This window comes from Pseudomonas sp. 05N434 (assembly GCF_056396965.1).
Genome location: NZ_JBFTMK010000266.1, coordinates 1 through 9300, shown reverse-complemented (window position 1 = coordinate 9300; position 9300 = coordinate 1). Strand labels below are relative to the sequence as shown.

Here is a 9300-nt window from a genome sequence, read left to right as displayed (position 1 = left end):
TCCTGCACCGGTTCCGGCACCAGCCAGTGCAACTTGGCGCCGCCACCGACAAAACCGTGGCTCAGAGTACGCTCGTGGGCCGCRCTGGCCTGGATTGTCGGCAAGGGCAGGTGATCGGCAGGCTCGACGGCTACGAGCGCGCCATACGCCCGTTCCAGATAGGCCGGCAGCAGGCGGTCGAGCTCGCCGACCACGATCAGGGTCATGTTGTTGGGCGCGTACCAGGCTTTGCGCACCTTCTCCAGTTGCTCGCGGGTCAGGTGACTGACTTCGGCGCGCTCCTGGCATTTGAGGCCCAGTTCCACCGCCAACTGATTACTGGCGGTGTGGCCCAGGTCCTGGCGATCCAGCCAGCGTTGCAGGTGCGAATAATGGCCACCGTCTTCGCGCTCGACCACCTGCTTGGCGACGTTGATAGCGTTGTCGTCGATACGGGTCTGGGTCAGCAGAGCCAACAACAGATCGAGGGCCTTACGCTGGTTTTTCGCCGGTGCTTCGATGACGAACGTGGTGTCGGCGTTGCTGGTGTAAGCGTTCCACTCACCACCCAGGGCCTGCATGCGCTCCTCCAGACCACCTTCGCCGGTGGCGTCGATGCCGCTGAACAGCAAGTGTTCGAGCAGATGCGGCAGCTCCTTGTCGGCGCAGCTGAAATCATCCAGACCCACGCCGACTACCAGCCGAATCGCCACATGCCCGCGCTCGGTGCCCGGTTTGAGGACCAATTGCAGGCCGTTGGGCAGCGTATAGCCCTCGACCTGAAAGCGATCCAGGGCAAATGAGGGCAGGGCGCCGAGCAACAGACAAGCGAATAGCAGACAGCGCATAACGAGTTTCCGTACGACAGCGTAAGTACAACAGACTTCAGGCAACTGTGGACGTTCAGGGTGAATGAGTGATGTCAGCCAAATCGTCGACCGCCAGAGCACCGGTGTCCGAAGTGCCCAACACCGCATAGGCACTGCTGCAAAACAGCGAATTGAGGCGCCTCATGTCAGCGATCAGCTCCAGATGCAGCGAACTGGTCTCGATGCTTTGCACAATCTTACGGTGCAAACGACTGACATGAGCGTGGGCCAGGCGGCGTTCCTGTGCGCGAAAGCGACGTTTCTCACGCAGTAACTGGCGAGCACTTTCCGGATCGGAACTGAGGAACACCGACAACCCCAGGCGCAGGTTGGCAATCAGCTGGCTGTGCAGGCCCGCCAATTCTTCCAGACCGACCTCGGAAAACGACCGCCGCTGCGCGGTTTTCTGCTGCTGAACCTTGCGCAGCATGCGTTCGATCAGGTCACTGGCCAGTTTCAGGTTAATCGCCAGCTCGATGGTTTCAGCCCACCGTTGGCTATCTTGTTCGCTGAGGTCTTCCCGAGGCATTTGCGCCAGATAGAGTTTGATCGCGCTGTAGAGCGCTTCGACATCATCGGTCAGGCGACGGATTTCCTGGGTAACGGCGGTCTGTTTGCCACGCAGTACGGCGAGCATGGCTTCGAGCATGTTGTCGACCAGATCGCCGATGCGCAGGGTTTCCCGGGCGGCATTGGCCAGCGCCAGGCTGGGGGTCACCAATGCCGTCGGGTCAAGGTGCCGCGGCTTGGCCGTGCCGTTGATGTCCGGCCGTTCCGGCAGCAGCCAAGCACAGAGCCTGGCCATCAGCCCGACGCTGGGCAACAGGATCAGGCAGCGCGCGGTGTTGTAGAGCAGGTGGAAGCCGATGACCATTTCCTGAGCGCTGAAGTCGAAGCTGTCGATCCAGTGCACCAGTGGATCGAGCACCGGAATGATCAGCAGCAGACCAATCAGTTTGTACAACAGGCTGCCCAGCGCCACCTGACGGCCGGCGGCGTTCTGCATGCTGGTGCTGAGGAAGGCGAGAACGCCGCTGCCGATGTTGGCGCCGATCACCAGGCCGATGGCCACTGGCAGGCTGATCACGCTGGCACCGGCGAGGGTCGCGGTCAGCAATACGGCGGCCAGGCTGGAGTATGAAATCATCGCGAACAGTGCACCGACCAGCGCATCGAGCAAGATATCGCCGGTCAGAGAGGCAAAAATCACCTTCACTCCCTGAGCATGAGTGATCGGCGTGGCGGCCTCGACGATCAGTTGCAGCGCCAGAATGATCAGCCCCAGACCGATGCTGACCCGCCCCATCTGCCCGACCCGGGTCTGCTTGCGCGACAGAAAGAAAATCACCCCGAGGAAGATCAGCAGCGGTGACAGCCACGACAGGTCGAGGGTCAGTACCCGCGCCATCAGTGCGGTACCGACGTCGGCACCGAGCATCGTCGCCAGGGCCGGGGTCAGCGCCATCAGGCCCTGACCGACAAACGAAGTGACGAGCATGGCGGTGGCGTTGCTGCTCTGGACCATGGCGGTCACCATGATCCCGGCGATAAACGCCAGCCAGCGCCTGGCCATGTTCTGCCCGATCACATGGCGCAAGTTGGAGCCATAAACCCGCAGGATGCCGGTTCGGACGATGTGCGTGCCCCAGATCAGCAAGGCCACGGCCGATAACAAATTGAGCAGGGTGAGCATACAGGCCCCCTGTGGTGGTAGCGCCCCAGCGGGGCAAGTTAACGATGCCGCGTTCTTCTACGTTCTGTACTTAAGCTGTAGTTGGCTAACGGTCTGGACGCCAGCATCGCATAGCTAAAGAAGCGATTGAAACAAAACTGTCATGAAAACAGTTTGATGCAGACATGACAAAGGGGCCCGAAGGCCCCTTTGTCACAGCAGGGTGTTCGGGTTACTGACCCGGAACATCCTTGCGCAGTTTCACCGGCTCTTGCTGTGTGCGTTTTTTCGCAATCGCGGTGCGCATCCTGATGTTGATCGCTTCCACTGCCAGCGAGAACGCCATGGCGAAGTAGACGTAGCCTTTCGGCACATGCACATCGAAGGATTCGGCAATCAGCACGGTACCGACGATCAACAGGAAAGACAGCGCCAGCATTTTCAGCGACGGGTGCTTGTCGATGAACTCGCTGATGGTGCCGGAAGCCCACATCATCACCAGCACTGCGACGATGATTGCCGMGACCATGACCGGTACGTGGGACACCATGCCAACGGCAGTGATGACTGAGTCCAGCGAGAACACGATGTCGATGATCGCGATCTGGATAATGGTGTAGAGGAAGTTACCGCCCTTGCCACTTGGCTCGTCGCTGGTTTCATCCTCGCCTTCCAGCGCGTGATACATCTCTTGCGAGCTTTTCCACAGCAGGAACAGACCACCGAAGAACAAGATCAGGTCACGCCCGGAAATACCCTGGCCGAACACTTCGAACAGGTCCGCGGTGAGACGCATGACCCAGGTGATCGACAGCAGCAACAGAATCCGGGTGACCATGGCCAGCGCCAGGCCGAAGATCCGGGTACGCGCCTGCATGTGTTTGGGCATGCGGCTGACCAGGATCGAGATCATGATGATGTTGTCGATGCCCAGGACGATCTCCAGGGCGGTCAGGGTGAAGAAGGCAACCCAGATTTCAGGGTTGGTCAGCCATTCCATGTGTATTCCTTTGAGGATGTGTTTAAACCACGAAGGGCCCAGGCTTCAAACAAAGCCTGGACCCCTCATGGCGAGTCTTGGCTTATAGCGTGCTGAACAGTGGAAATATCCCCATCAGCAAGGCCGCCACCAGTATGCACAGGCAAACCAGCACCGCCCACTTCAAGGTGAACCGCTGATGGTCACCGAATTCGATASCGGCCAGGGCCACCAACAGGTAGGTCGATGGTACCAGCGGGCTCAGCAAGTGGACGGGCTGACCGACGATCGAGGCACGTGCCATTTCTACCGCGGTTATACCGTAATGACTGGCGGCTTCAGCAAGCACTGGCAACACGCCGTAATAAAATGCGTCGTTCGACATGAAGAACGTGAACGGCATGCTCACCAGCGCGGTGATCACGGCGAGGTACGGGCCGAGGAAATCCGGGATGACTGCCAGCAGGCTCTTGGACATGGCGTCGACCATGCCGGTGCCGGTCAGGATACCGGTGAAGATACCCGCGGCAAAGATCAACCCGACCACCGCCAACACGCTACCGGCGTGGGCCGCAACGCGGTCCTTCTGCTGTTGCAGGCAAGGATAGTTGACGATCATCGCGATACTGAACGCCACCATGAACAGCACTGGCAGCGGCAACAGGCCGGCGATCAAGGTGCCCATCAGTGCCAGGGTCAGCGCGCCGTTGAACCAGATCAGCTTTGGACGACGGGCGTCCGGGAACTGCGAAACGCTGATTTCGCTGTGGTCGATTTCATCACCGACCAGATGCAATTCACCCAGACGCGCACGCTCGCGTTTACCGTAGACATAGGCAATCGCCAGAATCGCCACCACACCGGCCAGCATCGCCGGAATCATCGGCACGAAGATCGCGGACGGGTCCACATGCAGCGCACTGGCCGCACGAGCGGTCGGACCGCCCCAAGGGGTCATGTTCATCACGCCACCGGCGAGGATGATCAGACCGGCCATGATCCGCGGGCTCATGCCGATGCGGCTGTAGAGCGGCAGCATGGCGGCCACGCAGATCATGTAAGTGGTGGCGCCATCACCGTCCATGGACACGATCAGCGCCAGCACGGCGGTACCAACCGACACCTTCAACGGGTCGCCCTTGACCAGTTTGAGGATCTTGCGCACGGCCGGGTCAAACAGGCCGGAGTCGATCATCAGGGCGAAGTAAAGGATGGCGAACATCAGCATCACGCCGGTCGGCGCAAGCTTGGTGATGCCTTCGAGCATCATCGGGCCGATCTTCGGCGAGAAGCCACCGAACAGGGCGAAGATGATCGGGATGATAATCAGGGCGATCAGCGCGGACAGGCGCTTGGTCATGATCAGGAACATGAACGTGATGACCATGGCAAAGCCAAGGAAAGTCAGCATAGGAATACTCCAGGCGTAGCGCGGCTAGGGAATGGGCGAACCGATGAGGTCAGCGCAGAACGGGAAGCACGAAACGTACGGGCGGAGGTGCAGCGAAGAGGCGGATAGGAGCGGACATCAGAATCACCATTGTTGTTGTTAAATGGGCCGGGCGGGCAATGAAACACTCGCGTTGGCCAACCGGTCTGTTGCCGGCAGTGAGGCGATCCTAATCGGGGAAGCTTTCAGCCAGCTTTCGCGGATGAAAGCATTGACCGAATGTACGACCGGTCGTCGGCCGGGTTGAAAGTCTGTAGATGTGGGTCGGGAGCAAGACATTGGCGACCCCATGCAGGATATCGCCCACTGCCATTGCTCGATTTGCCGTCCGGCGAGCCCGAAGAACAACTCTGATCAGAAAACAGACAGGTCCAGCGGCCGGATCGCACCCATCCAGATCGCGTGTTCGGTGTGGTCGAGCAGATCGTTGCCGGTCTCCGGGTGCAGGAACACCACCAACCCCTTGCGATTGAGCGCCAGCCACGGCAATACCTCGCCAAGGTATTGCGGCTCGAAAGCCAATTGGCAGCTCCAGTCCGGGTGCGGGCCAACCAGGCGTTCATGCACGCGGCCCATCTTCAGTGGAAACAATTGTGCGGCCTGCTCACACAAGGCCCGGGCCTGYGGGAGAGTATTGGCGTCGAAATAGACATGGGCGTGGTAGCCCTTGATCTGTTGCATCTGAAACCCCTTTGAACCTGGTCGAACCCACACCGTTCCCCACAGGTCTTACGTTATATAGGCAGGACGTTCGGAGCACAGCCATGAAAAATGCCGAAACCCCGGTAGTAAAGGTAGTGCTTTATGGTGCCATGAGTAGCCTGGGCAGTGCGCTGATGGCGGAAATGCTGCGGCGCCAACATGAAGTGATCGCGATTCTCGATGACCTGACGGCACTCGCGCCACGCCCCGGATTGCGCACCAAGGCCGGCAATCTGTTCGATGCCAAACGGGTCAAGCAAAGCGTGGCCGGCTGTTCGGCGGTGATCTGCCTGCTGGATGCGCCGGGGTTGCCGATGAACAGCGAACACATCGAAAAATCCATCGTGCCTGGCCCGGTCGAGCAGGTGCTGGCAGTGGATGCACTGATTGACGGCATGCAGGCCGCGGGTATCGCGCGGTTGTTTGTGGTGGGTGATTTCGAGGTGCTGGACGATCCGGAGATAGAAGACGAACTGCAACGCCACGCCGCTGAAGAAATCCGCGAGGCGCTGCAAAGCAGCCCATTGCACTGGACCCTGGTGAATGCCCCACGCGGCGTACCAGGACTGTCCATCGAGCATTTCAGTCACGTCAGCACGAGCCTGGAACCTGGCCTGGCCGAACCGCTGGAACGGCTGAACCGAGTTGCCGTCGGGCTCCAGTCGAACCAGTTGCTGCTGTGTTCGCCACGCAGGTGCAACAGCGGAAACTCCAGCAATGACTGAGCCGGCAAGGGCAGGGGACGATCCTTCAAAAGCAGCGGGCTGCACACCGGAAACACTWCTTCACTGAACAACCAATGGCTCTCGCCTTGCTTGAACCGGCCATCGCCGAACAGCACCGCCACATCGATATCAGTGCGCAGCATGTTGTGGCTGCGCTCACTGGTAACCAGGCTGACGTCCACTTGAGGATGGGCGGTATGGAAGCGGTGCAGCCGTGGCATCAGCCAGTACGCGGCGAAGGCGAAGTCGGTGGCCACCTGCAACACTTCGTGTTGCTGCTGTGCACTGATCGCGCTCAATCCGGCGTCGATATTCTGTAAACCGAGCTGAACTTGCTCAAACAGAATCGCGCCAGCCTCGGTCAGTTCGATACCGCGATAAATGCGGTCAAACAATCGTGTAGCGAGCTGCTCCTCCAATCGTTTGATCTGCTGACTGATGGCCGGTTGCGTGGTGCCGAGCTCCACTGCAGCGGCAGTGAAACTGCGCTGGCGGGCCGCGGCTTCAAAGGCGCGCAACAGGTCCAGAGACAAATCACCGAGGGCGTCATACATAAGCTGTGCTTATCCTAGTCATTGCCTGGCGTGGGCTTTACCACAAATTCCATGGGTTGCATGCTCGACCACAGCACTCTCGCATAAATATCCACTATGGAATGCCGCGATCACATGAAGCGCAAAAATATTCTTTTCATCATGGCCGATCAAATGGCCGCGCCAATGTTGCCGTTCTACGGCCCTTCGCCCATCAAACTGCCGAATCTGAGCCGGCTCGCCGCCGAAGGTGTGGTGTTCGACGCCGCGTACTGCAACAGCCCGCTCTGCGCACCGTCACGTTTCACCCTGGTCAGCGGACAGTTGCCGAGCAAGATCGGCGCTTACGACAACGCGGCCGATTTCCCCGCCGACGTTCCGACCTATGCCCACTACCTGCGGCGCCTCGGTTACCGCACCGCGCTGTCGGGCAAGATGCACTTCTGCGGCCCAGACCAGTTACACGGCTATGAAGAACGTCTCACCAGCGACATCTACCCGGCCGACTACGGTTGGGCGGTGAACTGGGACGAGCCGGACGTGCGGCCGACTTGGTACCACAATATGTCGTCGGTGCTGCAAGCCGGGCCCTGCGTACGCACCAATCAGCTGGATTTCGACGAAGAGGTGGTGTTCAAGGCCCAGCAATACCTGTTCGATCACATCCGCGAAGATGGCGATCAGCCGTTCTGCCTGACCGTGTCGATGACGCACCCACACGACCCGTACACGATTCCCAAGGCGTTCTGGGATCTGTACGACGACGCCGACATCCCTTTGCCGGAAACACCCGCACAGGATGAACTCGATCCTCACTCCCAGCGCCTGCTCAAAGTCTATGACCTGTGGGACAAGCCGCTGCCTGTGGATAAGATTCGCGACGCGCGCCGTGCCTACTTTGGTGCGTGCAGCTATATCGACAGCAACGTCGGCAAACTCCTGCAAACACTCGAGGAAACCGGGCTGATCGATGACACCATCATCGTGTTCTCCGGTGACCACGGCGACATGCTCGGCGAGCGTGGTCTCTGGTACAAGATGCACTGGTACGAAATGGCCGCCCGCGTACCGCTGCTGATCAGCGCGCCGGGGCAATTCGGCGCCGGACGGGTCAGCGCAGCGGTATCCACCGCCGACCTGCTGCCGACCTTTGTGGAATTGGCCGGCGGCTCATTGGAGCCAGGCCTRCCGCTGGACGGCCGCTCGCTGGTTTCACACCTGCAAGGGCAGGGCGGTCACGACGAGGTATTCGGTGAATACATGGCCGAAGGCACCATCAGCCCGTTGATGATGATTCGTCGCGGCGCCTACAAATTCATCTACAGCGAAGACGACCCTTGCCTGCTCTTCGATGTGCATAACGACCCGCGTGAACAGGAAGAACTCAGCCATTCGCCGCAACATCATCAGCTGTTCGAGGATTTTCTCGCCGAAGCACGGGCCAAATGGAATATCCCGGCGATCCACCAACAGGTGCTCGCCAGTCAGCGACGCCGGCGTTTCGTCGCCGACGCCCTGACCATCGGCAAGCTGAAGAGCTGGGACCACCAGCCGCTGGTAGATGCCAGTCAGCAGTACATGCGCAACCACATCGACCTCGACGATCTGGAGCGTAAAGCCCGTTATCCACAACCCTGCCAAAACCAATAATGTTAAGGGGACGTCCATGCAAAAGTTATCCACAGTACTGACAGTCGGGCTTCTGGCTCTGGGCAGCACCTCGGCCTACGCCGAGCAAAGCTGCGAAACGGTGAAGATGGCCGACCCTGGCTGGAGCGACATCGCCGCCACCAACGCCATCACCGGGTTTCTGCTGGACGGCATGGGCTACAAGGCCAAGGTCGACACGCTGGCAGTGCCGATCACCTTTGGCGGTCTGAAGGATGGCCAGGTGGACGTGTTTCTGGGTAACTGGATGCCGGCGCAGCAAGGCTTCTACGACAAGTTCGTGGCCAACGGCGATGTCACGCAGCTGGCGAAGAACCTCGACGGCACCGAGTTCACCCTGGCGGTCCCGGATTACGTCTGGGACGCGGGTGTGCATAACTTTAACGACCTGAACAAGTACGCCGAGCTACACCACAAAGAAGTCGACAAGAAGATCTATGGCATCGGTTCCGGCGCCCCGGCGAACATTTCGCTGCAAGAGATCATCAAGAAGAATGACTTCGAGATGGGCCAGTGGAAACTGATCGAGTCCAGCGAGCAGGCGATGCTGGCCGAAGTATCCCGCGCGGTGAAGAAACAGAAGTTCGTGACCTTCCTCGGCTGGACGCCACACCCGATGAACGTGCAGTTGAAAATGCATTATCTGAAGGGTGGCGAGAAGTACTTCGGTGACACCGGCAGTGTTTATACACTGACCCGCAAAGGTTATGCACAGGCCTGCCC

The 9300-nt window shown here is 59.5% G+C and carries 8 protein-coding genes and 1 pseudogene; 3 read left to right on the top strand and 6 right to left on the bottom strand.

Translation table 11 applies throughout. The features are described 5' to 3' along the window. The 5 genes from AC1DLB_RS17370 to AC1DLB_RS17350 all read right to left on the bottom strand — a co-directional run. Positions 1-827, bottom strand: an 827-nt coding sequence (locus AC1DLB_RS17370; protein WP_477785345.1) for an insulinase family protein, incomplete at its 3' end; no start/stop codon positions are given. Positions 828-882: 55 nt separating this feature from the next. Then, a complete protein-coding gene (locus tag AC1DLB_RS17365; RefSeq protein WP_018927292.1) occupies positions 883-2541 on the bottom strand; it encodes a Na/Pi cotransporter family protein in 1659 nt (552 codons plus the stop codon). A 211-nt stretch (positions 2542-2752) separates the two neighbouring features. Further along, entirely contained in the window at positions 2753-3520 is a 768-nt protein-coding gene (locus AC1DLB_RS17360) for a TerC family protein (protein ID WP_477785344.1), read from the bottom strand. An 82-nt stretch (positions 3521-3602) separates the two neighbouring features. Beyond that, a complete protein-coding gene (locus tag AC1DLB_RS17355) occupies positions 3603-4910 on the bottom strand; it encodes a CitMHS family transporter (protein ID WP_477785343.1) in 1308 nt (435 codons plus the stop codon). Positions 4911-5303: 393 nt separating this feature from the next. Beyond that, a complete protein-coding gene (locus tag AC1DLB_RS17350) occupies positions 5304-5630 on the bottom strand; it encodes a DOPA 4,5-dioxygenase family protein (RefSeq protein WP_019580317.1) in 327 nt (108 codons plus the stop codon). Between the two features lie 83 nt (positions 5631-5713). On the opposite strand from AC1DLB_RS17350, the gene AC1DLB_RS17345 reads away from it, so the two are divergent. Next, positions 5714-6376, top strand: coding sequence for an NAD(P)-dependent oxidoreductase (locus AC1DLB_RS17345; RefSeq protein WP_477785342.1), 663 nt, complete (start codon positions 5714-5716; stop codon positions 6374-6376). Here AC1DLB_RS17345 and AC1DLB_RS17340 read toward each other — a convergent pair. After that, positions 6307-6930: pseudogene (locus AC1DLB_RS17340) on the bottom strand (LysR family transcriptional regulator); the annotation flags it as partial. The gene AC1DLB_RS17345 and the pseudogene AC1DLB_RS17340 sit on opposite strands and share 70 nt — an antisense overlap. 114 nt (positions 6931-7044) lie before the next feature. Between AC1DLB_RS17340 and betC the strand changes: the two are divergent. Together betC and AC1DLB_RS17330 are read left to right on the top strand one after the other, a co-directional pair. Continuing rightward, positions 7045-8559: a choline-sulfatase gene (gene betC, locus AC1DLB_RS17335; RefSeq protein WP_019651230.1), complete on the top strand. Its 1515-nt coding sequence runs from the start codon at positions 7045-7047 to the stop codon at positions 8557-8559. 16 nt (positions 8560-8575) lie between these two features. Next, the coding region (locus AC1DLB_RS17330; protein ID WP_477785341.1) for a glycine betaine ABC transporter substrate-binding protein at positions 8576-9300 on the top strand (725 nt) is incomplete at its 3' end.